The organism is Streptomyces sp. NBC_00669, from assembly GCF_036226785.1.
GTDB lineage: Bacteria > Actinomycetota > Actinomycetes > Streptomycetales > Streptomycetaceae > Actinacidiphila.
In genome coordinates this window covers 7,409,899-7,431,535 of sequence record NZ_CP109018.1, presented here as the reverse complement: position 1 = coordinate 7,431,535, position 21,637 = coordinate 7,409,899, and the positions used below count along the sequence as shown (strand labels likewise).

14 protein-coding genes and 1 riboswitch are annotated in these 21,637 nt (G+C 75.1%); of the genes, 9 read left to right on the top strand and 5 right to left on the bottom strand.

Annotated features, from left to right (window positions below; translation table 11 throughout):
• Positions 1 to 38 precede the first annotated feature (38 nt).
• The 4 genes from OG896_RS31285 to OG896_RS31270 all read right to left on the bottom strand — a co-directional run bounded on the left by OG896_RS31285 (position 39) and on the right by OG896_RS31270 (position 5,892).
• Entirely contained in the window at positions 39 to 1,637 is a 1,599-nt protein-coding gene (locus tag OG896_RS31285; protein ID WP_328462619.1) for an ABC-F family ATP-binding cassette domain-containing protein, read from the bottom strand.
• Between the two features lie 517 nt (positions 1,638 to 2,154).
• Positions 2,155 to 3,594, bottom strand: a complete 1,440-nt coding sequence (locus OG896_RS31280; RefSeq protein ID WP_329370711.1) for a hypothetical protein — start codon at positions 3,592 to 3,594, stop codon at positions 2,155 to 2,157.
• Between the two features lie 54 nt (positions 3,595 to 3,648).
• A complete protein-coding gene (locus OG896_RS31275) occupies positions 3,649 to 4,782 on the bottom strand; it encodes an alpha/beta hydrolase (protein ID WP_329370709.1) in 1,134 nt (377 codons plus the stop codon).
• 426 nt (positions 4,783 to 5,208) lie between these two features.
• Positions 5,209 to 5,892: a class II aldolase/adducin family protein gene (locus OG896_RS31270; protein ID WP_402449793.1), complete on the bottom strand. Its 684-nt coding sequence runs from the start codon at positions 5,890 to 5,892 to the stop codon at positions 5,209 to 5,211.
• A 136-nt stretch (positions 5,893 to 6,028) separates the two neighbouring features.
• On the opposite strand from OG896_RS31270, the gene OG896_RS31265 reads away from it, so the two are divergent.
• The 9 genes from OG896_RS31265 to cobC all read left to right on the top strand — a co-directional run bounded on the left by OG896_RS31265 (position 6,029) and on the right by cobC (position 18,398).
• Positions 6,029 to 7,417, top strand: coding sequence for an NAD(P)/FAD-dependent oxidoreductase (locus OG896_RS31265; RefSeq protein WP_329370705.1), 1,389 nt, complete (start codon positions 6,029 to 6,031; stop codon positions 7,415 to 7,417).
• Between the two features lie 201 nt (positions 7,418 to 7,618).
• The gene (locus OG896_RS31260; RefSeq protein ID WP_329370702.1) at positions 7,619 to 8,950 is read left to right on the top strand and encodes an inorganic phosphate transporter; all 1,332 of its coding nucleotides are present in this window, start codon (positions 7,619 to 7,621) and stop codon (positions 8,948 to 8,950) included.
• Positions 8,951 to 8,961: 11 nt separating this feature from the next.
• Positions 8,962 to 9,174 (top strand): hypothetical protein, encoded by a 213-nt coding sequence (locus OG896_RS31255; RefSeq protein ID WP_328462631.1) that lies wholly within the window; start codon positions 8,962 to 8,964, stop codon positions 9,172 to 9,174.
• A 444-nt stretch (positions 9,175 to 9,618) separates the two neighbouring features.
• Positions 9,619 to 9,749, top strand: a riboswitch (cobalamin riboswitch).
• 102 nt (positions 9,750 to 9,851) lie between these two features.
• Entirely contained in the window at positions 9,852 to 10,829 is a 978-nt protein-coding gene (locus OG896_RS31250; RefSeq protein WP_329370699.1) for a cobalamin biosynthesis protein, read from the top strand.
• On the top strand, positions 10,826 to 12,331 hold the full coding sequence (locus OG896_RS31245; protein WP_329370697.1) for a cobyric acid synthase: 1,506 nt from the start codon (positions 10,826 to 10,828) through the stop codon (positions 12,329 to 12,331). The genes OG896_RS31250 and OG896_RS31245 overlap by 4 nt, the downstream gene beginning before the upstream one ends.
• Positions 12,332 to 12,497: 166 nt before the next feature.
• Positions 12,498 to 14,621 (top strand): putative cobaltochelatase, encoded by a 2,124-nt coding sequence (locus OG896_RS31240; protein WP_329370695.1) that lies wholly within the window; start codon positions 12,498 to 12,500, stop codon positions 14,619 to 14,621.
• Positions 14,621 to 15,217 (top strand): cob(I)yrinic acid a,c-diamide adenosyltransferase, encoded by a 597-nt coding sequence (gene cobO / locus OG896_RS31235; RefSeq protein WP_329370693.1) that lies wholly within the window; start codon positions 14,621 to 14,623, stop codon positions 15,215 to 15,217. Before OG896_RS31240 ends, cobO begins: the two co-directional genes overlap by 1 nt.
• 119 nt (positions 15,218 to 15,336) lie before the next feature.
• Entirely contained in the window at positions 15,337 to 16,770 is a 1,434-nt protein-coding gene (locus tag OG896_RS31230; protein ID WP_329374388.1) for a cobyrinate a,c-diamide synthase, read from the top strand.
• Complete coding sequence (gene cobC / locus OG896_RS31225; protein ID WP_329370691.1) at positions 16,767 to 18,398, top strand: Rv2231c family pyridoxal phosphate-dependent protein CobC; 1,632 nt, start codon at positions 16,767 to 16,769, stop codon at positions 18,396 to 18,398. The genes OG896_RS31230 and cobC overlap by 4 nt, the downstream gene beginning before the upstream one ends.
• Here the strand turns inward: cobC and OG896_RS31220 are convergent.
• A complete protein-coding gene (locus tag OG896_RS31220) occupies positions 18,376 to 21,588 on the bottom strand; it encodes an ABC transporter substrate-binding protein (protein WP_329370689.1) in 3,213 nt (1,070 codons plus the stop codon). The two genes, cobC and OG896_RS31220, sit on opposite strands and share 23 nt — an antisense overlap.
• Positions 21,589 to 21,637 lie beyond the last annotated feature (49 nt).

Sequence of the window (21,637 nt, the reverse complement as noted above, 5' to 3'; positions counted from 1 at the left end):
AACGGCGCAGTACGGGGCCGCGTCGCCCCGCGGCCGGCTCAGGCCAGCGCGACCAGGTCGGCGTACTCCTGGCTCCACAGGTCCTCGACCCCGTCGGGCAGCATGATGATCCGCTCGGGTTCGAGCGCGTGGACCGCGCCCTCGTCGTGGGTGACCAGCACGACCGCGCCGGAGAAGGTGTGCAGCGCGCCCAGGATCTCCTCGCGGCTGGCCGGGTCGAGGTTGTTGGTGGGCTCGTCGAGCAGCAGGACGTTCGCGCTGGAGACGACGAGCGCGGCCAGCGCCAGCCGGGTCTTCTCGCCGCCGGACAGCACCCGGGCGGGCTTGTCCACGTCGTCGCCGGAGAAGAGGAAGGAGCCGAGGATCTTGCGGATCTCGACCAGGTCGGTGTCGGGCGCGGAGGACCGCATGTTCTCCAGCACGGTGCGGTCCGGGTCGAGGGTCTCGTGCTCCTGGGCGTAGTAGCCGAGCTTGAGGCCGTGGCCGGGGGTGACGTCGCCGGTGTCGGGTTTCTCCACACCGGCCAGCAGCCGCAGCAGGGTGGTCTTGCCGGCGCCGTTCAGCCCGAGGATGACCACCCGCGATCCGCGGTCGATGGCCAGGTCGACGTCGGTGAAGATCTCCAGCGAGCCGTAGGACTTGGACAGCCCGGCGGCCATCAGCGGGGTCTTGCCGCACGGCGCGGGGTCGGGGAAGCGCAGTTTCGCGACCTTGTCGGCCTGCCGGACCTCTTCCAGGCCGGAGAGCAGCTTCTCCGCGCGGCGCGCCATGTTCTGCGCGGCGACGGTCTTGGTGGCCTTGGCGCGCATCTTGTCGGCCTGTGAATTCAGCGCGGCCGCCTTCTTCTCGGCATTCGCGCGCTCGCGGTGGCGGCGCTTCTCGTCGGCTTCGCGCTGCTGCTGGTAGAGCTTCCAGCCCATGTTGTAGACGTCGATACGGGAGCGGTTGGCGTCGAGATAGAACACCTTGTTGACGACGGTCTCGATGAGGTCCGCGTCGTGGGAGATGACGATGAATCCGCCGCGGTAGGTCCTGAGGTAGTCCCGCAGCCAGGTGATGGAGTCGGCGTCGAGGTGGTTGGTGGGCTCGTCGAGCAGGAGCGTGTCCGCGTCGGAGAAGAGGATGCGGGCCAGCTCCACCCGGCGCCGCTGACCGCCGGACAGGGTGCGCAGCGGCTGGCCGAGCACCCGGTCGGGCAGGCCCAGCGCGGCGGCGATGGTGGCGGCCTCGGCCTCGGCGGCGTATCCGCCCTTGGTGAGGAATTCGGTTTCCAGCCGCGCGTATTTCTTCATCGCGTTCTCGCGGGTGGCGCCTTTCCCGCTGGCCATCCGCTCCTCGTTCTCGCGCATTTTGCGCAGCACGACGTCGAGGCCGCGGGCGGACAGCACCCGGTCGCTGGCGAGGATGTCGAGGTCGCCGCTGCGCGGGTCCTGCGGGAGGTAGCCGACCTCGCCGGAGTTGGTGACGCTTCCGGCGGCGGGCTGGCCCTCGCCGGCCAGCACCTTGGTGAGGGTGGTCTTGCCCGCGCCGTTCCGGCCGACCAGGCCGATGCGGTCGCCCTTGGCGACACGGAAGGAGGCGGACTCGATGAGGACGCGGGCGCCGGCGCGCAACTCGATGCCGGTGGCAGTGATCACGTGGAAAAGCTCCAGAGCGATGGGCGCCGCGAGGAGCGGCAGCGGAGGACGAGATACCCGGGGCGCGGCGGCGCGAAGGCGTCGGAAGCCGGCCCGCGGACGGCGGTCGGAGCGGGCGTCGGAACCGATGGGCCCGGACGGATGGGTCAGGACCGATGGCTCAGGACCGATGGGTCGACGCCGCGGCTGGTCGACGCGGCTAATCGAGGAGCAGAACTGCCATGGGTCCATTCTACGGGTGCTCCGCAACCGCTTTTCCCGGCTCCGCGCCCGCCGCGCCGCTCCCGCGCGGCCACCTCGCACATCGCCCGTGATCGAACGTGTGCCAGTGCGCGGCACTGGCCGGCGTCAGGAAGGGAGACCCCTCACGGCGGACCGGCTCAGCGTGTACCCCGCCCTGCGGTACCAGGACGCGAAGGGCGCCATCGGCCTGCTGATCTCCGGCGACGCGGAGGGGAACCTGTGGTGCTTCGGCACCTACGCCCCCGAACTCCCCTCGCCCTGACGCCTGTTCCCCTCACGACTCCCCGGTGTGCACCTGGAACGCGGCCTTGCGCACCGCCTTGGCGAGCGCGGGGTCGGGGTGCGCGGCGGCGAGCGCGACCAGGACCTGCACGGTGCGCGGGTGGCCGGCCAGCCGGACCTCCTGGAGCAGCCCGGGCACCGAGCCCTGTACGGCCGTCTCCAGATGGCTGACGAGCAGGTGGTCGTCGCCGTGGTCGGCGACCGCGGCCGCGGTGTCCACCCACAGCCAGGTGGCCTCCTCGCGGGTCAGCAGCGCGGTCGCGGTGTCCGGGTCGCCGCCGTCCAACTCCGCGAGCCACAGCACCGCGTAGGGGCGCAGCGTCGGCTCGTTGACGACCGCGCGCACCGCCGCCTCGGCCGGGTCGCCGACCACCCGCAGCGCCTCGAAGGCCAGCCCGCGCAGCAGCGCGTCCTCGCCGCGGGCGGTCTCCAGCAGTTCGGCGACGGCCGGCGCGACCGGGCGGGCGGCCAGCCAGGCGCGGTACTCGGTGCGGGCCGGCCCCGGGGAGAGCCGGGCGCAGGCGCGCAGCATCGTGTCGGCGGACTGCTCCATGTTCCCGGCCGGGCCCTGGGCGGCCACGCAGATCTGCTCCAGCTTGACCCACACCGCCCAGCTGCCGAGCGGGGTCAGCGCCGCCTCGTCGGGGCGCTTCGGGTCGCGCGGGCGCAGCGCCCCCACGTCGGTGGCGGCGTCCAGCACCCACTCCAGCAGCGCGGGCAGCGGGTCGCCCGCGGCGGGCGGTTCGTGCCGCTCGGTGCGCAGTTCGGCGACGCGCTGCCGCAGCAGGTCCAGCAGGGTGTCGAGCGGCACCGGGCCCTGCGACAGGTGCAGGAAGGAGAGCAACTGGGGTGCGGCCTCGATGACTTCGGCGACCAGCGCGGGGTCGGCGCCGAGCGAGCCGCCACCGGTGCCGGCCGTGCCGTCGGTGCCTTCCGTGCCGTTCGACCCCGCCCCGCCGCCCGCCTCCGTGTCGGGCGGCGGGAGGAACGGGTGGGCGAGCGACCACGCGTCGAACAGCGCGACCCAGCCGCGCAGGACCGCGGTGTCGTCGGTGTCCCAGGCCCGCAGCCGCCAGCCGGGACGGGCGGCGCCGCGGTGCAGTTCGATCAGGCCGGAGAGCCGGGCCCGGTCCCAGGCGGCACGGATCTGGCCGGGCGTCAGGCCGAGGACCGCGGCGGCCTCGCGCACGGTGGCGTCCGGCAGTATCCCGGTCGGTCCCGCGGTGCCGGGGCCGGTGCCGGCCCAGCGTGCGAGGCGTACGGCGGCGGCGAGTTCGGTCCTGGCGAAGCGGGCGAGTTCGGGGATCGAGGGGGTGCCCTCGGGGGGGCGCGCCGGTCGCGACCTGCGCGTCGTGGCGGTCCTGCGGGCCGCGGTGAGCGGCCGGCGGGGGACGAGGCGGAGCGGAGTGTCTCGCGGGATACGGGACGTCACCTGATCAGTCTCGCCGCTCGGCGCCCATAATCCCAAACCCGACTGTGAACGCGCTCACATGAGCGGGGTGAGAAAGCGGCGCAGCGTCTCCTCGTAGACCGCCGGGTCGGCGTTCCACATCGCGGTGTGCGCGGCCCCCGGCACCGGGTGCAGGGCCACCTTGCCGGGGTAGCGGTCGGCGAGCGCCCGGGACGCGGACCAGGGCGCGAAGGTGTCGTCGGGGCCGTGCACGATCAGCGTCGGTACGGTGAGCCCGGCCGGCACGGCCGGTTCCGCGGCCGCCTCCGTATGCCGCGTGCCGCGCAGCCCCGTACGGCCCTCCGCGGCGCGCACGGCGAGCGGGGTCAGCACGCGGGGCAGGCGGCGCGAGCGCACCGCGGCGGTGACCGTGGCGCGCCAGTCGAGCACCGGCGAGTCGAGGACCAGGCCGACGACCTTGCCGGCCACCGGCGAGCGGTGCAGGGCGCGCAGCGCCATCGCGGCGCCGCTCGACCAGCCGTAGAGCACGAGTCCCCGGGCGCCGTGCTCCACCGCGAACCGCATCGCCGCGTCCAGGTCGCGCCACTCGGTGGCGCCGAGGTGCCCGATGCGGTCCGGGGACGCGGGGGCGCCGGGGTCGTTGCGGTACGACGGGACCAGGACCGGCAGCCGGAAGCGGTGCAGGGCGGGCAGCACGGATAGGGCCTGCTCGCGGGTGGCGCCGACGCCGTGCACCGCGATCACCCAGGTGGAGCGGGCGCCGGGCAGGTACCAGGCCGGCATCGGGCCCAGCTCCCCCGGGATCTGCGGCTCGGCGAAGTCCAATCCGCGCGCGCCGCGCGGGTCGCCGGTGTACGCCTGCGGGGTCATCCGGACGAACGCGCCCGCGGCCAGCGAGCCCTTGTCCACGCGGGTCAGGGTGCGGGTGACGGAGTGGCCGCGGTCGCCGACCGCGACCACCGGTCCGACGGTGGCGTGCACGCCCGCGCCGGTCAGGCCGTACACGCCCGGGCGCTCCGAGGCGGGGGTGCGGGTCAGGACGACCTCGTCCGGGGTCACGCTGCGTACCGTGATCAGGCTTTCCGGGGCGGGGCCCGCGACCGCCGGGTTCAGGGCGAACCCGGAGCCGTACCGGCCCGCCGCCAATGCGGCTGCGCCGGCACCCACCACCGTTGTGGCCGCCGCGGCCACCGCGTATCGAAGGCGCATCGCCCCCAGTCTCAGCCCCCCGCGGTCGGGGCGCCACCGGACCCACCCGGGTGCCCCCGTCCCGTCCGGCCCGGGACCACCCCTCGGTGGGTGCTTCTCCCGGCTACGCGCCGCTGCGGTCCCGCTCTCCTCCCCGACCACCGGCCGGTGGCGGGCTTGTCGCGCAGTTCCCCGCGCCCCTGGGGGACTGCCCCTTGCGGTCGTGCCTTCACCACCGGCCGGTGGCCGGTTGCCCGCGCAGTTCTCCCCCAGAGCTTCGCCTGGGAGGTACCCCCACGCGCCCCTGGGGGACTGCCCCTTGCGGTCGTGCCTTCACCACCGGCCGGTGGCCGGTCCATGGAGGGTGAGCGTCCTTCCGGGGAAGGGGCCGCAGGTGCTCGGGGGGAGAACGGCGCGGGGGCCCTTCGAGGAGGGGGGTCCCGGGGGTCAGGGCTGACCGTAGCCCGTGAACTTGGTGGCCGCGGCGGAGAGTTCGGCGGGGGAAAGGGTCGCGGGGGTGCCGCCGGTGGAGGCGGCGGCGAGCCACACCCGGCACATCCACTCCAGCTGCGCCCCGCGGTCGTACGCGCGGTCGAGGGTGTCGCCGAGACTGATCATCCCGTGGTTGCGCATGATGCAGGCCCCGCGGTCGCCGCGCAGCGCGTGGAGAACGGCGTCGGCCAGCTCGGGAGTGCCGTAGAGGGCGTAGTCCGCGACCCGCACCGGCCCCCCGAGCTCCGCGGCCATGTAGTGGATCGCGGGCAGCTCGGCGACCAGCGTGGAGACCGCGGTGGCGTGCGGCGCGTGCGTGTGCACGATCGCCCGCGCGGAGGTGCCGCGGTAGACCGCGAGGTGCAGCGGGAGTTCGCTGGTGGGCCGGAGCAGCCCGCGCACCTGCCGCCCGGTGGCGAGGTCGACGCCGACCACGTCGTCGGGGCCGAGCCGGTGGTAGGGCACACCGGTCGGGGTGACGAGCACCAGGTCGTCGCCGACGAGGGCGGAGACGTTGCCGGAGGTGCCGACCACCAGGCCGTCGGCGACGGTGCGGCGGGCCGCGTCGACCACGTCCGACCAGGTCTTCTGTTCCGCGTTGTGCACAGGGTGCCCCTTACTGCCGTTGGTGCCGCGCATGACGGTTCGAGGGTGCCGCGGACCGTTGCCGAGCCCCCCGGACCGGCAGTAGCGTCCCCACACCACCCACGGCGTGCCCGGGCGGCGCGACGGGCACACGTGAGCCGACACGGAATCACGGAATCGCGGGAACCTCATGGGCACGGTCAACGGCGGCATCTCGTTCTGGTACGCGGACACGGGCGTTCCGGTGCCGCGCGAGCCGCTTCCCGGCGACGCGGACGCCGACGTGGTGATCGTGGGCGGCGGCTACACCGGGCTGTGGACGGCCTACTACCTGAAGCAGGCGGCGCCCTCCTTGCGGATCACCGTGCTGGAGGCCCGGTTCTGCGGGTACGGCGCCTCGGGACGCAACGGCGGGTGGCTCTACAACGGCGTGGCGGGCCGGGACCGCTACGCGGCGCTGCACGGCCACCAGGCCGCGCTGTCGCTCCAGCAGGCGATGAACGACACCGTCGGCGAGGTGGTCCGGGTCGCCGGGCGGGAGGGGATCGAGGCCGACATCCACCACGGTGGAGTGCTCGAAGTGGCCTACTCCCCCGCCCAGTCGGCGCGTCTGAAGGCGTACCACGAGGCGGAGGTCTCGTTCGGGGAGAAGGACCGGCTGCTGCTGGGGGCGGCCGAGACGGCAGAGCGGGTGCGGGTGGCCGGCGCGGTCGGCGGCACCTGGACCCCGTACGGCGCGCGGGTGCACCCGGCGAAGCTGGTGCGGGGGCTGACCGCCGTGGTGGAGCGGCTGGGCGTGACCGTGCACGAGGGCACCGCGGTGACCGCGATCCACCCGGGGCGGGTGGCCACCCCGTACGGGACGGTCCGGGCGCGGTACGTGCTGCGCTGCACCGAGGGCTTCACCGCGGGCCTGCGCGGGCAGCGGCGGACCTGGCTGCCGATGAACTCCTCGATGATCGCGACCGAGCCGCTGCCCGAGCCGGTGTGGGCGACGATCGGCTGGGAGGGCCGGGAGGTGCTCGGCGACATGGCGCACGCGTACGTGTACGCGCAGCGCACCGCCGACGGCCGGATCGCGCTGGGCGGGCGCGGGGTGCCGTACCGGTTCGGGTCGCGGACCGACACCGACGGGAGCACGTCGGCGGCGACGGTGGCGGCGCTGCGGGAGATCCTGGTCCGGATGTTCCCGGCGGCGGCCGGGGTCGCGGTCGATCACGCCTGGTCGGGCGTGCTGGGGGTGCCGCGGGACTGGTGCGCGAGCGTGCACCTGGACCGTAGGACGGGGACCGGCTGGGCGGGCGGGTACGTCGGCAGCGGGGTGGCGACGTCGAACCTGGCCGCGCGCACCCTGCGGGACCTGGTGCTGCTGGACTGCGGGCAGGGCGGGCCCACCGGGCTGACCGCGCTGCCGTGGGTGGGGCACCGGGTGCGGCGCTGGGAGCCGGAGCCGCTCAGATGGGCGGCGGTGCGCGGGATCTACGCGGCCTACCGTGGTGCGGACCGGCGCGAGGCGCGGGGGCGCAGCGCCGCCACGGACCCGGTGGCGCGCTGGGCGGACCGGCTGTCCGGGCACTGATCGAGGCTCGCTTCGCTGCGGTAAGGGATCGCGGGACGAGCTGGGGTGAAGCTGTGCGTATCTGCGCCGACCCCTTCCCGATCCCCCTCCGTTCACCGATGATTCATGTCGGCACCGCGAGTCCGCCGTGAGTTCACCTTCCGTTCATGAATGATCCGTACGTTCGCCTCGCCCCTGCCCGACCGAACGATTGCTGGGCCCATGGAACACATCACGCTCCTGATCGGACTCGTGATCGCCACCGCTCTCGTCTTCGACTTCACCAACGGCTTCCACGACACCGCCAACGCGATGGCCACCACCATCTCGACCGGTGCGCTCGGCCCCCGCGTCGCGGTGGGAATGTCAGCCGTACTCAACCTGGTCGGCGCCTTCCTGTCGGTGGAGGTCGCCAAGACGATCTCCGGCGGGATCGTCGACGAGTCGGCCGGAATCAGACCCGCGATGATCTTCGCCGCACTGGTCGGCGCGATCGTGTGGAACCTGGTGACCTGGCTGGCCGGGCTCCCCTCCAGCTCCTCGCACGCCCTCTTCGGCGGACTGATCGGCGCCACCCTCGTCTCGGTCGGCGCCCACGGCGTCAATGGTGACGCGGTCGTCACCAAGGTGATCATCCCGGCGGTCGCCGCGCCCATCGTGGCCGGACTCGCCTCGATGCTCGCCACCCGGCTCACCTACCGGCTCGGCCGTAACGCCGATCCCGCGGCCACCTCGCGCGGCTACCGGGCCGGGCAGATCGCCTCCGCCGGGCTCGTCTCGCTCGCGCACGGCACCAACGACGCCCAGAAGACCATGGGCGTCATCACCCTCGCGCTCATCGCCGGCGGCTCGCTGGCCCCCGGCTCCAACCCGCCGCTGTGGGTCATCTGCTCGGCCGGCACCGCCATAGCGCTCGGCACCTACATCGGCGGCTGGCGGATCATCCGCACCGTCGGCCGCGGCATCACCGACATCCAGCCGCAGCAGGGTTTCGCGGCGCAGACCGGCGCCGCGGCGACCATCCTCGCCTCCTCCCACCTCGGCTTCGCGCTGTCCACCACCCAGGTCTGCACCGGGTCGGTGCTGGGCGCCGGGCTCGGCCGCACCGGGGCGGTGGTCCGCTGGGGCACCGCCGGGCGGATGGTCGCCGCCTGGGGGCTGACCCTGCCGGCGGCGGGCCTGGTCGCGGGCGGCGCCGCCTACCTCGCCGACCGCGGCACCTGGGGTGTCACCACGGTCGGGGTGCTCGGCCTCGCGGTGTGCGTGGCGGTCCGGACGGCGGCCCGCCGCAAGCCGGTCACGCACGCGAACGTCAACGAGCCCGTGGGTGCGGTGGCCGCGACGCAGGAGACCGCGGCCGCGGAGGCGCCCGCCCCCATATCCGCCCCGGCCGTACCGGCCGTCCAGATCGTCCCGGTGACCGTCGCCGACACCACGGCGGCTCCCACCGTTCCCGCGCCTCCCGCGCACACCCCCTCCCCCGACGTGCCGCCCGCCGGCCCGGTGATCCCCGCCGTCGTGCCGCCTGCCGCCTCCACTCCCACCACGGTCTGAAAGGGCACGTCATGAGCATCGACTGGCACGCGCTCGGCACGGTCTTCGCTGTCACCCTCCTCTCCACGGTCGGCCTCGTGGGCGTCTTCACGCTCGGAATCGTCGGGTTGTCCCGGCGGGGCGGTACCGGCGGCACCGCGGTGCTCACCCGCACCGGTGCGTATGTCTGTTTCGCCGCATGTGCTGCCGCCGTCGCCTACGGAATCCACCTCATCGCCGGGTAGTCCTGCGGGGGGCCGCGCCCTACGTGAGTGCGGCTCCCTCCCCGGGCGCCCCCGGGCCCTGCCCCTTTCGGTCGACGTTCCTCACGCGGTGCGCGGTGGCCCGTCGGCAAGTGCCCCGCGCCCTTGGGTGGGTGCGGCTGCTTTCGCGAAAAGAGGGTCACCAACCAGGGGGCGCGGCAAACGGCGCGCTCAGCAGGCCACCGGCCCCCCGGCCGGGAACGAGACGGGCACCACAGTGGCGCACGCCCGAAGGGGCGCGGGGAACGGCGCTCCCCCGGCGCTTCGCCTGGGCGGGGGTGTCCCCGGCGGAGCCAGGGGGAGTACCCCCGTTCGCCCACCACCGGGAGGTGGTCCCTGAATCCGCAGGCCGGGGGCACCCCGGGGGGTCGGTTGACGGGCTTTCCGCGGGCGTGGTGAACTGCCGGGAGCCATACGGCGGCAGGAGAGGAAGTCGGTGCGAATCCGACGCGGTCCCGCCACTGTCACCGGGGAGTGCACTCCCGACCCTGTAGGTCACGGCCGGTCCGCCCGGCTGGAAGGCCCGGGAGTGCGTAGATCCGGGAGCCAGGAGACTCTCACCGCCGGTCACGTCGAGCCAGGGCGCGGACCCTGAGTGAGGACTTCGCGATGCCCTGCACGCAGGCCGCCGGCCGTTCGGCCGCCGAGATGACCCGGACATGACCCGTGCCGACCGCGCCTTCGCGTACGGCGCCGCGCTCGGCTTCCTCGGCGACCTCCTGATCGGCGACCCGCGCCGCGGCCACCCGGTGGCCGGGTTCGGGCGGGCCGCGGGGGCCCTGGAGAAGCGGCTGTGGCGCGACGACCGGGGCACCGGAACCGCGTACGCGGCGCTGTGCGTCGGCGGCGCCGTGGCCGCCGCCGCGCTGACGGAGCGGGCGGTGCGCGGCCGCCCGGCGCTGTCCGTCGCGCTGACCGCCGCCACCACCTGGTCCGTACTCGGCGGCACCTCGCTCGCACGGGAGGCCCGCACCATCGGCGCGGCGCTGGAGGCGGGGGACGTGGCCGCCGCCCGCGCCCGGCTGCCGCACCTGTGCGGGCGGGACCCGGCCGCGCTGGACGCCGACGCGATCGCCCGCGCCGTGGTGGAGTCGGTCGCGGAGAACACCTCGGACGCGGTGGTCGGCGCGCTCGTGTGGGGCGGCCTGGCCGGTGTGCCCGGGCTGGTCGGCTTCCGCGCCGCCAACACCCTGGACGCGATGGTCGGCCACCGCTCCCCGCGCCACCTGCGGTTCGGGTGGGCCGCCGCGCGGCTGGACGACGCCGTCGGCTACCCGGGCGCCCGGCTCACCGCCGGGCTCGCCGCGCTGGCCGGACCGTATCCGCGGACCGCGCTGGCCACCGCCAGGCGGGACGGGCCGCGCCACCCCTCGCCCAACGCGGGCCCGGTCGAGGCCGCGTTCGCGGGGGCGCTGCGGCTGCGGCTGGGCGGCACCCTGTCGTACGGCGGCCGCACCGAGCACCGCCCGGTGCTGGGCGCCGGGTTCCGTCCGCCCGCGCCGGCCGACATCCGGCGCGCGGTCCGCCTCTCCCGCCGGGTCGGCGCGCTGGCGCTGGGCGCGTCGGTGCTGCTGTCGGCGGCACGCGGCGCGCGCCGGGCGGCGCCCGCGGCCACGACCGAGAGAGGCACGGCGTGAAGGGGCTGCTGGTCGCCGGGACCGGCTCGGACACCGGCAAGAGCGTGGTGACCGCCGGGATCTGCCGGTGGCTGACCCGGCGGGGCCTGCGGGTCGCGCCGTTCAAGGGCCAGAACATGTCGCTCAACTCGTACGTCACCCGGGAGGGCGCCGAGATCGGCCGGGCGCAGGCGATGCAGGCGCAGGCCGCCCGGGTGGAGCCGTCGGCGCTGATGAACCCGGTGCTGCTCAAGCCCGGCGGCGACCACAGCAGCCAGGTGGTGGTCCTGGGCAAGCCGGTCGGCGAGCTGAGCGCCCGCGGCTACCACGGCGGCCGGCAGGCCGAGTTGCTGGGCACCGTGGTGGAGTGCCTGGAGGAGCTGGGCCGCGGCCATGACGCCGTGATCTGCGAGGGCGCGGGCAGCCCCGCCGAGATCAACCTGCGCCGCACCGACATCGTCAACATGGCCGTGGCCAGGAGCGCCGGGCTGCCGGTGATGGTGGTCGGCGACATCGACCGCGGCGGCGTCTTCGCGTCGTTCTACGGCACGACGGCGCTGCTCGCACCGGAGGACCAGCGGCTGGTCGCGGGGTACCTAGTGAACAAGTTCCGCGGCGACGTGTCCCTGCTCCAGCCGGGCCTGGACATGCTGCGCGGCCTCACCGGCCGCCCCACCCTCGGCGTGCTCCCCTTCGCCCACGGCCTGGGCATCGACGAGGAGGACGGGCTGCGGGTGTCGCTGCGCGGCGCCGTGCGCGAGTCCGCGGTCGAAGCGCCGTACGGCGACGAGGTGTTGCGGGTGGCGGTGGCCGCGCTTCCGCTGATGTCGAACTTCACCGACCTCGACGCGCTCGCCGCCGAGCCCGGTGTGGTGGTGCGGTTCGTGGACCGCCCGGACGAACTCGCCGACGCCGACCTGGTGGTGCTGCCCGGCACCCGCGGCACCGTCCGCGCGCTGGCCTGGCTGCGCGAGCGCGGCCTGGCCGACGCGGTCCGCCGGCGTGCCGCCGAGGGCCGCCCCGTGCTCGGCATCTGCGGCGGCTTCCAACTCCTCGCCGAACGCATCGAGGACGACGTGGAGTCGAAGGCCGGTACGGTCGCGGGCCTCGGCCTGCTGCCGGTCCGGGTCCGCTTCGCCCGCGAGAAGACCCTCGCCCGCCCGGAGGGCACGCAGTACGGCGAGCCGGTGCGCGGCTACGAGATCCACCACGGGGTGGCCGAACTCCTGGGCGGCGACGAACCGTTCCTCGACGGCTGCCGGGTCGGCGCGGTGTGGGGCACGCACTGGCACGGCTCGCTGGAGAGCGACGGCTTCCGGCGGGCGTTCCTCACGCGGGTGGCCGCGGCGGCCGGGCGGCGGTTCGCGCCGGCCCCGGACACCCGCTTCGAGGCCCTGCGGGAGGGCCAGTTGGAGCGGCTGGCCGATCTGATCGAGGAGCACGCCGACACCGGCGCGCTGCTGCGGCTGATCGAGCAGGGTCCGCCGGACGGCCTGCCGTTCCTGCCGCCGGGGGCGCCGTGACCGCGTTCACCCCCGCCCGTGCGGGGAGCGGAGAGCCCGAACGGCGGGGCGGTTCGCCGTGCCCGGATCACCTCCTCGGCAGCGGAGACCACGCGTCACAGCAGGGTGGGTGCGAGTCCACCTCCGACCGATCGAACGTCTTCTCACTCGAAGGAGTGGCCACTTCATGAGCATTCCCTATCCGTTCTCGGCGATCGTCGGCCAGGAGGATCTACGGTTGGGGCTGCTGCTCAACGCGATCAACCCATCGGTGGGTGGCATCCTCGTGCGAGGCGAGAAGGGGACGGCCAAGACCACGACCGTCCGCGCGCTCGCCTCGCTGCTGCCCGATCTCGCGGTGGTTCCCGGCTGCCGGTTCAGCTGCGCCCCCGCCGCCCCGGACCCGGACTGCCCGGACGGGCCGCACCCGGTGGACGAGGCAGGGGTACAGCGCCCCGCGCGGCTGGTCGAGTTGCCGGTGGGCGCCTCGGAGGACCGGCTGGTCGGCGCGCTCGACATCGAACGGGCCCTCGCCGAGGGGGTGAAGGCGTTCGAGCCCGGGCTGCTGGCTGACGCGCACCGGGGGATTCTCTACGTCGACGAGGTCAATCTGCTCCATGACCACCTCGTGGATGTCCTGCTGGACGCCGCCGCGACGGGGGCGAGTTACGTGGAGCGCGAGGGCGTGTCGGTGCGGCACGCGGCACGCTTCCTGCTGGTGGGCACGATGAACCCGGAAGAGGGCGAGCTGCGGCCGCAGTTGCTCGACCGGTTCGGGCTGACCGTGGAGGTCACCGCCTCGCGCGAGACCGACCAGCGGGTGGAGGTCGTACGGCGGCGGCTGGCGTACGACGCGGACCCGGCGCGGTTCGCGGCACGGTGGGCGGCCGACGAGCAGGAGATGCGCGAACGGATATCGGCCGCGCGGGAGTTGCTGCCGTCGGTGGTGCTCGGGGACGCGGCGCTGCGGCAGATCGCGGCGACCTGTGCGGCGTTCGAGGTGGACGGGATGCGCGCGGACATCGTGATGGCGCGGACCGCGACCGCGCTGGCGGCGTGGGCGGGCCGCACGGCGGTGACGGACCCGGACGTACGGCAGGCCGCGCTGCTGGCGCTGCCGCACCGTCGGCGCCGCAATCCGTTCGACGCGCCCGGCCTCGACGAGGAGAAGCTGGACGAGACGCTGGAGCGGGCGCGGCAGGAGGCGGAGCGGGCCGAGGCCGAGGGCCGGGACCCGCAGGACGAGCCGGAGCCCGACCCCGATCCCGATCCGGACGGCGGCCCCGACGACGGCGGCCCGGACGGCGGCGGGCCCGACGGCGGGGGCGGGGTGCCGCCGCAGCTCGACCCGGGCGTGGACCCGGCGGCGGGCTCCCCCGCTCCGGACGGCGGGTCCGACCCCGCTGCCCCGAACCCGGGAACCGGCACGGAACCGGGAGCGGACACGGGAGCGGGAGCCGGCTCCGCGCTCGCCGCCGCCTCCGAGCAGCCGCCGTCCGCCGCCGGGGAACCGTACAAGACACGGACGTTGACCGTGCCCGGGCTGGGTGAGGGCGCGGCGGGGCGGCGCTCGCGGGCCCGGACGGCGCACGGGCGCACCACCGGGGCGGAGCAGCCGCACGGCCGGCTGGCCGCGCTGCACCTGACGGCGACCGTACGGGCGGCGGCGCCGCACCAGCGGGCGCGGGGCCGCGACGGGCGCGGCCTGGTGGTGCGGCGGGAGGATCTGCGGCAGGCGGTGCGGGAGGGCCGGGAGGGCAACCTCGTGCTGTTCGTGGTGGACGCGTCGGGTTCGATGGCGGCGCGGCGGCGGATGGGCGCGGTGAAGGGCGCGGTGCTGTCGCTGCTGCTGGACGCGTACCAGCGGCGGGACAAGGTCGGCCTGGTGACGTTCCGGGGCGCGGGCGCGGAGTTGGCGCTGCCGCCGACGTCGTCGGTGGACGCCGGCGCGGCGCGGCTGGAGAAGCTGCCGACCGGGGGCCGTACGCCGCTGGCCGCGGGGCTGCTGCGGGCGCACGAGGTGCTGCGGGTGGAGCGGCTGCGGGACCCCTCGCGGCGGCCGTTGCTGGTGGTGGTGACCGACGGGCGGGCCACCGGCGGACCCGAGCCGCTGCCGCGGGCGGCGCGCGCGGCCCGGCTGCTGGCCGCGTCCGGGGCGGCGTCGGTGGTGGTGGACTGCGAGGCCGGTCCGGTACGGCTGGGCCTGGCGGGCGCGCTGGCACGGGAGTTGGGCGCCACCGCGGTGACGCTGCAGGAGTTGCGGGCCGACACGGTGTCCGCGCTGGTCAAGGACGTACGGAGGGCCGCGTAATGCCGCAGGGACAGCCGAGTGTGGTGCCGGAGGACGGGTTGACGACACGTCAGCGGCGCAACCGGCCGCTGACGATCGTGCACACCGGTCCGGGCAAGGGCAAGTCGACGGCCGCGTTCGGGCTGGCGCTGCGGGCCTGGAACCAGGGCTGGCCGGTGGGGGTGTTCCAGTTCGTCAAGTCGGCGAAGTGGAAGGTCGGGGAGGAGCGGGCACTGCGGGTGCTGGGCGCCTCCGGCGAGGGCGGCACGGTCGCCTGGCACAAGATGGGCGAGGGCTGGTCGTGGGTGCAGCGCGACCTCGCCTCCAGCGAGGAGGCGGCCCGGGAGGGCTGGGAGCAGGTCAAGCGGGACCTGGCCGCGGAGACCTACCGGCTGTACGTACTGGACGAGTTCGCGTACCCGATGCACTGGGGATGGGTGCCGGTGGACGAGGTGGTGGGGGTGCTGCGGGACCGTCCCGGCAGCCAGCACGTGGTCGTCACCGGGCGCAACGCACCGGCCGAACTGCTCGACCACGCCGACCTGGTGACCGAGATGGCGAAGGTCAAGCACCCGATGGACACCGGGCAGAAGGGGCAGCGGGGGATCGAGTGGTGAGCCAGGACGCCGGTACGGCGGCGGGCCGGACGGCGCGCACGGCTGCGGCTTCCGCCACGGGTACGAGTACGGGTACGGGTACGGGTACGGTTTCGGCCTCTGCCGCGGGCCGGGCCTCGGTGCCGCGCTTCGTGATCGCCGCGCCGTCCTCGCGCAGCGGCAAGACCACGGTCGCCACCGGGTTGATGGCCGCCTTCGCCGCGCGTGGCCTCGCGGTGTCCCCGCACAAGGTCGGCCCCGACTACATCGACCCGGGCTACCACGCGCTCGCCACCGGCCGGCCGGGCCGCAACCTCGACCCGTACCTGTGCGGGGTGGAGCGGATGGTGCCGCTGTTCCTTCACGGGGCGGCCGGCGCGGGGCTCGCCGTGGTCGAGGGCGTGATGGGGCTGTTCGACGGCGCCACCGGGCACGGCGAGTTGGCCTCGACCGCGCAGGTCGCCAAGGTGCTGTCCGCGCCGGTGGTGCTAGTGGTGGACGCGTCCGCGCAGGCCCGCTCGGTGGCGGCGCTGGTGCACGGCTTCGCCTCGTTCGACCCGGGGGTGCGGCTGGGCGGGGTGGTGCTCAACAAGGTCGGCTCGGCACGGCACGAGGAGATCCTGCGCGCGGCGCTGGAGGAGGTCGGGATTCCGGTGCTGGGCGCGCTGGGCCGCTCCGACGTGCTCGCGGTGCCCGCGCGCCACCTCGGGCTGGTGCCGGTGGCCGAGCGGCGCGCGGAGGCGCTGGCGTGGGTGCGGGCGGTGGCCGACCGGGTCGCCGCCGGCTGCGACCTGGACGCGCTGCTGGCGCTGGCGCGTACCGCTCCCCCGCTGGCGGGACCGGCGTGGGACCCGGCGCGCGAGGTGTCGGGCTCGGTGTCGGACGCGGTGACGGGCTCGGTGACAGGCACGGCGGACGGCCGTCCGGCAGGCACGTCGGCGGACGCACCGGCGGCGGGGCGTACGGCCCGGCGGCCCGTGGTCGCGGTGGCCCGCGGCGCCGCCTTCACCTTCGCCTACCCCGAGCACGAGGAACTGCTGACCGCCGCGGGCGCCGACGTGGTGGAGTTCGACCCGCTCACCGACGAGGCGCTGCCCGCCGGCACCCAGGGCGTCGTGATCGGCGGGGGCTTCCCCGAGATGTACGCTCCCGAGCTGTCCGCGAACGGTGCGCTGCGCCGCGAGGTCGCCCGCTTCTCCGGTCCGCTGGCCGCGGAGTGCGCCGGACTGCTCTACCTGGTGCGGGAGTTGGACGGGCGGCCGATGTGCGGGGTGCTCGACGCGAAGGCCGAGATGAACGCCCGGCTCACGCTCGGCTACCGCGAGGCGGTCGCGGTCGGCGACAGCGTGCTGGCCGCGGCCGGGACCCGGGTCCGGGGGCACGAGTTCCACCGCACCCGGGTCGAACCGGGTGCGGGCCAGGCACCGGCGTGGGGCTTCGTCCGCCCCGAACGCCTGGTCGAGGGCTTCGTCCAGCACCGCGTGCACGCCTCCTACCTGCACACCCACTGGGCCGCGGCGCCCTCCCTCGCCCGGCGCTTCGTCGCCTCCTGCGCCGCCCGGCCGCCTCGATGAGCGAGCGGTTCCACGTCGGCGTGGGCGCGAGCGGCGCGGCGGACGCGGCGGAGGTACTGGGCCTGATCCGGGCGGCGCTGGCGGAGGCAGCACCGGCGGAGGCGGCACCGGCGGACGCGGCTCTGCTGCCGCGGGCGCGGGCGCCGCACCCCGGGGCGAGCCGTTCCCCCGGCCCACCGGACGGATCAACGGCCGCTCCGGACACGGCTGTTGGGCTCACCGGCGCCGGGCTCGGCGGGGGCGGCGGATGCTCCGTGGCGGTGCTGGCCACGGTCACCGGGAAGGAGCGGGCGCCCGCGATCGCCGGAGCCGCCGAGCAACTCGGGGTGGCGGTGGTCGGTTTCGACCCGGCCGTGCTGGCGCGCGTGGCGGTGCCGACGCCGTCCGAGGCCGCGCTCGGCGCGCTCGGCACCCCGTCCGTCGCCGAGGCCGCGGCACTCCTCGCGGCCGGTCCCGGCGCCGAACTCGCCCTCGCCAAGCGGAAGTCGGCACACGCCACGGTCGCCGTCGCCCGCGCCCCTCTCCCCCTCCCCTTCCCGCACTCTGGAGCACAAGACGTGTACCCCGATGGCCATGACCTGCGGCATCACGGCGACGCGGAGGTCGGCGAGGGCCTGGTCGACCTCGCGGTGAACGTGCGGGCGGGGACACCGCCGGCGTGGCTGGCCGAGGTGATCGGAGGGACGCTGGCAGGGCTGGCGGCGTATCCGGACGGGAGGGCGGCGCGGCACGCGGTGGCGGTCCGGCACGGCCGGGCGGACCCGGAGGTGCTGCTCACGGCGGGCGCGGCCGAGGCGTTCGTGCTGCTGGCGCGGGTGCTGCGGCCGCGGCGCGCGGTGGTGGTGCACCCGCAGTTCACGGAGCCGGAGGCGGCGCTGCGGGCGGCCGGGCACGCGGTGGAGCGGGTGCTGCTGGACGCCTCCGACGGGTTCCGGCTCGATCCGCACCGGGTCCCGGCGGACGCGGACCTGGTGGTGCTCGGCAATCCGACGAACCCCACGTCGGTGCTGCACCCGGCGGCGCTGGTACGGGAGTTGGCCCGGCCCGGGCGCACGCTGGTGGTGGACGAGGCGTTCATGGACGCGGTGCCGGGCGAGCGCGAGTCGCTGGCCGGGGCGGCCGGGACCGGCGGGGCGGACACGGTGCCCGGCCTGGTGGTGCTGCGCAGCCTGACCAAGACGTGGGGCCTGGCCGGGCTGCGGGTCGGCTACGTGCTCGGGCCGCCGGAGCTGATCGCGGAGTTGGCGGCGGCGCAGCCGCTGTGGGCGGTCTCCTCGCCCGCGCTGGCGGCGGCGGAGGCGTGCGTGTCGGCGCGGGCCCGTACGGAGGCCGCCGAGGCGGCCCGGCAGGTCACCGCGGACCGGGCGCACCTGGTGGAGCGGCTGCGGGAGGTGCCGCAGGTCCGCACGGCCGGGGACGCGCCCGCGGCGCCGTTCGTCCTGCTGCGGATACCGGGCGCGGCCGACGTACGCGCGGCGCTGCGGGAGTCGGGCTACGCGGTGCGCCGGGGCGACACCTTCCCCGGCCTCGGCCCGGACTGGCTGCGGGTCGCGGTGCGGGATCGCCGCACCACCGACGGGTTCGTCAACGCGCTGTCCGCGGTGCTCACTTCACTCCCAGCGCGCTGAGGTCGATCTGGCCGATCACCTGCTGCTGGTAGACGTTGGTCAGGCGCGGGCCGCGGTAGACCAGGTGCCGGTCGTAGACGAGCGGCACCATCGCGGCGTCCTGCATGACCCGCGCGTCGATCTTGGTCCATGCCTCGGTCGCGGCCGACGGGTCGGTGAGCGCGTCGGCCTGGTCGACCATGGCGTTGAGGCTGCTGTCGTCCAGGCCCGAGTAGTTGGTGCCGGAGTCCGGCTCGACGAGTTGGCGCAGGAAGCCGCCGCCGGTCGGGTAGTCCCCGATCCAACCGGTGTACACCATGCCCCACTTGGCCGCCTTGAGCTTGCTCGGGGACAGCAGGGTGTCGTAGAAGGCGCCGGAGTCCATGGTCTTGACGGTGACCTTGATGCCGACCTTCTCCAGTGCGGTGGCGACCGCCTGCATGGCCTGCTCGCTCTTGGAGGCGCCCGAGAGGCCGACCAGCGTGGTGCTGAAGCCGTTCGGCATCCCGCACTGGCTGAGTTCGGTCTTGGCGTACGTGTCCTCCGCCTCGCCGGCGCTGCTGGAGTACAGGTTCGCCTTGGGGTCGTGGCTGTCGTTGCTGGGCGGCAGCATCGTGGTGGCGACCTCGCCGCCTTCGTACTGGCCGCCGAGCGCGGCCTCCACCTCGGCGCGGTCCACGGCGTACGCGACGGCCTTGCGGCAGGAGACGTTGTCGAACGGTGCGGTGTCGGTGCGCAGGCTCAGGTAGCGGGTCGCCCCGGTGTAGGCGAGGTCCACGTTCGACTTCTGCGCCGAGCTGTTGATGATCTTCGCCTCGGTCTCGTCGTCGAACATCACCTCGCTGAAGTCCAGGTCGGCGGTGCCGTCGAGCAGCGCCTGCTCCACCTCGGCCTGGGAGTCGTAGGACTTCACCTGGTACCCGGCGGGCAGTTGGGAGCGGACCGGGTCGGTGGTCGCGTCCCACTCGGTGTTGCGGACCAGGTGCAGCGACTTGCCCTTGACGTAACTGGCCACCTTGTAGGGGCCGCTGGCCATCGGCTTCTGCTCGTAGCCCTTGCCGCCGTCGGTGTCGGCGCTGGGCGGCACCACGGCGCCGGCCGACATCGCGAGGATGTACGGGAAGTCGGCGTAGGGCTTGGCGAGGGTGAACACGACGGTGCTGTCGTCGGGGGTGGCCACCGACTTCAGGCCCATCTTGTCGGGGTCGGAGTCCTTGTACGGCCCCGGGTAGTGCTGGCCCTCGTCGAGCAGGTCGGGGAAGTAGGTCGCCCCGCCGGAGTGCACGTCGCGGTCGAAGCTGCGCTCGACGCCGTACTTGACGTCCTTGGAAGTGATCGTCGAGCCGTCCTGGAAGCGCAGGCCCTTCTTCAGGTGGAAGGTCCAGGTCAGGCCGTCGCTGCTGACGTCGCCGGTGGTGGTGGCCAGGTCGGGCAGGAGCGCGCGGCCCTTGTCGCCGGGCGCGGGCGCGTAGCTGACGAGGTTGCGGTAGAGCAGCCGCTGGACGTTCCAGGCGCCGGGGTCGTAGGTGTCGGCGGGGTCCAGCAGGCTGTCGTCGAGGTAGGAGGTGGCCAGTTGGACGGTGCCGCCGGTCTGCACGGAGGGGCGGACCACGCCCTCGGTGCCGCCGTTGTAGCCGGCGCCCTGCTTGCCGCCGTGCCGCTGGAGGGCGGCCTGCTGGTCGACCGGCGCCGTCGTCGGCGGGTGCGGGTCGGGCGTGGGGTCGGGCTTGCCGCCGCCGCCGAGGGCGCCGGTGGCCAGCACGACGGAGACGGTGATGCCCGCGACGGCGACCCCGGCCACCGCGGTGAGGATCTTGCGGCGGCCGCTCCAGGTCGGCTTCGGGCCGGGCGGCATGCCGGCACGCGGGCCGGGGACGGAACCGAGTCCGGGCCCGGGCGGCATACCGCCGTGCAGGGGCGGCCCGCCTTGCATCAGCGGCTGCTGCTGCCGCGCGGCGCCGTTGTTGACCGGCGGCGGGGTGCTCGGCTGGTACGGCGGGGGCAGCGGCACCTGCGGGCTGCGCGAGTACGCGGGGTGCTCGGCCGGGCCGGGTGACGGCGGCGGGGGCGTGGAGGGCTGCGAGGGCGCGGGCGGCTGCGGGGACTGAGAGCCCTGCTGCCCTTGCTGCCCTTGCTGCGCCGACGGGTTCTGCGGGAACTGCGGACCCGGAACTCCCTGGTACGGGCCGGGTGTTCGCGGCGGCGTGCCCTGGGCGGGGAGCGAGGGCAGCGCGCCGCCGACGCCGAAGGTGGCGCGCGGGTCGGCGCCCGGGGCGTCGGTCGGGGCATCGGTCGGCGCGTTCGTCGGCGCGGTGGCCGGCGGCAGGCCGAAGTCCCTCGGCGGCAGCGTGGCCGGCCCGTTCACCGTGGCGGAGCGGGCGGCGGTCAACCAGGCCCACAGCCGGGCCCGGTAGACCCCGGCGTCGGCGGGGCGGTCGGCGGGGTCCTTCGCGAGCGCGGCCAGCGCCAGGGCGTCCAGCTCCGCGGGCACCCTCGGGTTGCGGGTGGAGGGCGCCGGCGGCTCGGCGTGGACGTGCCAGTACATCAGGCTCAGCGGGGTGCCCTCGTGGAACGGCGGCTTGCCAGTGAGCAGTTCGGTCAGCACGCAGCCGACGGCGTAGACGTCGCTGCGGGCGTCCACGTCGCCGCCGTTGACCTGCTCGGGCGACATGTAGCTGGGGGTGCCGACGGAGGAGCCGACCGTGGTCAGCCGGGTGTCGGTGTCCATCACGCGGGCGATGCCGAAGTCGGCGACCTTGATGGCGCCTTCCTCGGTGACCATCACGTTGGCGGGCTTCACGTCGCGGTGCACGGTGCCGTGGCTGTGCGCGTGGGCGAGCGCGTCGAGGATGTCGCAGACGATCCGCACCGCCCGCTCCGGCTCGAACGGGGCCTGCTCGCGGACGAGTTGGGCCAGCGTGCCGCCGCGTACGTACTCCATGACGAGGTACGGCACGACGGTGTCGCCGTCCTGGTACTCGTCCTGGTCGTGGACGGTGACGATGCCGGGGTGGTTCAGCACCCCGGCGGCGTGCGCCTCGCGGGCGAACCGGCGGCGGGCGTCGGGGTCCTGCGCCAACTCTGGTATCAGGGTCTTGATCGCGACCACCCGGCCCATCCGGGTGTCCCGGGCGCGGTGCACCCGGGCCATGCCACCGGAGCCGAGCAGCTCCGCGAGTTCGTATCTGCCCGCGAATAGCCCGTCGCTCATGCCCGCCCGCCCTGTTGCCCCACCGTGTCAGTGCCCATGGCGCGGTGGT

Bases quoted from the DNA above. Each gene is read 5' to 3' on its own strand.
- OG896_RS31275 (WP_329370709.1), bottom strand. From the start codon at position 4,782: ATGCGCCTTCGATACGCGGTGGCCGCGGCGGCCACAACGGTGGTGGGT.
- OG896_RS31270 (WP_402449793.1), bottom strand. From the start codon at position 5,892: ATGCGCGGCACCAACGGCAGTAAGGGGCACCCTGTGCACAACGCGGAA.
- OG896_RS31265 (WP_329370705.1), top strand. From the start codon at position 6,029: ATGGGCACGGTCAACGGCGGCATCTCGTTCTGGTACGCGGACACGGGC.
- OG896_RS31260 (WP_329370702.1), top strand. From the start codon at position 7,619: ATGGAACACATCACGCTCCTGATCGGACTCGTGATCGCCACCGCTCTC.
- OG896_RS31255 (WP_328462631.1), top strand. From the start codon at position 8,962: ATGAGCATCGACTGGCACGCGCTCGGCACGGTCTTCGCTGTCACCCTC.
- OG896_RS31250 (WP_329370699.1), top strand. From the start codon at position 9,852: ATGACCCGTGCCGACCGCGCCTTCGCGTACGGCGCCGCGCTCGGCTTC.
- OG896_RS31240 (WP_329370695.1), top strand. From the start codon at position 12,498: ATGAGCATTCCCTATCCGTTCTCGGCGATCGTCGGCCAGGAGGATCTA.
- cobO (WP_329370693.1), top strand. From the start codon at position 14,621: ATGCCGCAGGGACAGCCGAGTGTGGTGCCGGAGGACGGGTTGACGACA.
- cobC (WP_329370691.1), top strand. From the start codon at position 16,767: ATGAGCGAGCGGTTCCACGTCGGCGTGGGCGCGAGCGGCGCGGCGGAC.
- OG896_RS31220 (WP_329370689.1), bottom strand. From the start codon at position 21,588: ATGAGCGACGGGCTATTCGCGGGCAGATACGAACTCGCGGAGCTGCTC.